Source organism: Liquorilactobacillus mali, from assembly GCF_001437155.1.
Classification (GTDB): domain Bacteria; phylum Bacillota; class Bacilli; order Lactobacillales; family Lactobacillaceae; genus Liquorilactobacillus; species Liquorilactobacillus mali_A.
Map to the genome: position 1 here is coordinate 1 of NZ_JQAR01000065.1, position 1003 is coordinate 1003.

Below are 1003 nucleotides of genomic sequence, written 5' to 3' on the forward strand. Positions count from 1 at the left end.
AAAATTCGGTTTCTCGTCCTATTTGCTTATACAGAGGCTAGTTATGTCACAGCCTCTCCTCTATTTATTCCGCACAACTGTGTTCCATTTCTTTACTATGTAATATAATTTGGAGAATTTAAAGAGCATGGTGCCTTCACCATGCTCTTTAACAGAAGTTTAATTCTTTAAGTGCTTCTTTATGAATTCTTCAACTGGTAATCTGAAATCTAAATAATACTCTTCTAACTCTTGTCGTGACCAGTCCCACCAGGCAATACGTTCCAAATCAGTTTTAATTTCATCTGGAAAACGTTCTTTGATTACTTTTGCTGATACTCCGCCGACAATCGTGTATGGTTCAACATCATGCGTTACTACGGCTCCTGATCCAATTACTGCACCATCACCAACTGTTAGACCTGATTGAATAATTGCACCATGACCTATCCAAACATCATTCCCGATTGTTGTCCTTATTTGTTGGCGTTTTTCCAAAAAAGCAGTATCCTTTTGAGGAAAACCATATGATGCACCATTATACGAAAAAATATGCTGTGAAACACGATCATACGGATGGTTAGTTGGTCCAATTCGAACTTGGGCAGCTATGCTAATGAATTTTTTTAAATCACTATTTTGCATGAAACAATACTGACCAGTATAATCATAATCACTAATTACACAATTATCGATCAAATTATTTTCTCCTAACTCGACCCATTGTCCTAACGTTGACCGTTTTATTTGGGTTCCTTTGCCAATTATTGGTGTGTCTCTTGACAGCTTTGGAAATTCAATATGCATCATTCAGGCCCTCTTTCTCAATAACTTACTTATGCTTAGTTTGTTTAGCATCATCATTATAAAGCAATGGTCATTGATGTACAAAATAAAAGTAATTACAAATTCAATTACTTTTATCAACCCAAATATATGCCATTTTCAGACTAGATAAGCCAATCATTTTGCTCCTATCCTAGTATTTGGTACATAAATTTCTGAACAGTTGTGCCATAATTAA

General features: G+C 35.2%; 1 protein-coding gene. It reads right to left on the minus strand.

Annotation, left to right across the window (positions count from 1 at the left end; genetic code table 11):
* Window positions 1–159: 159 nt before the first annotated feature.
* The gene (locus IV36_RS11725) at window positions 160–786 is read right to left on the minus strand and encodes a DapH/DapD/GlmU-related protein (protein WP_056992671.1); all 627 of its coding nucleotides are present in this window, start codon (window positions 784–786) and stop codon (window positions 160–162) included.
* Between the last annotated feature and the right edge of the window lie 217 nt (window positions 787–1003).

What these genes read in the sequence shown, in the direction of transcription:
- IV36_RS11725 (WP_056992671.1), bottom strand. Translation starts at nt 786, where the DNA reads ATGCATATTGAATTTCCAAAGCTGTCAAGAGACACACCAATAATTGGC.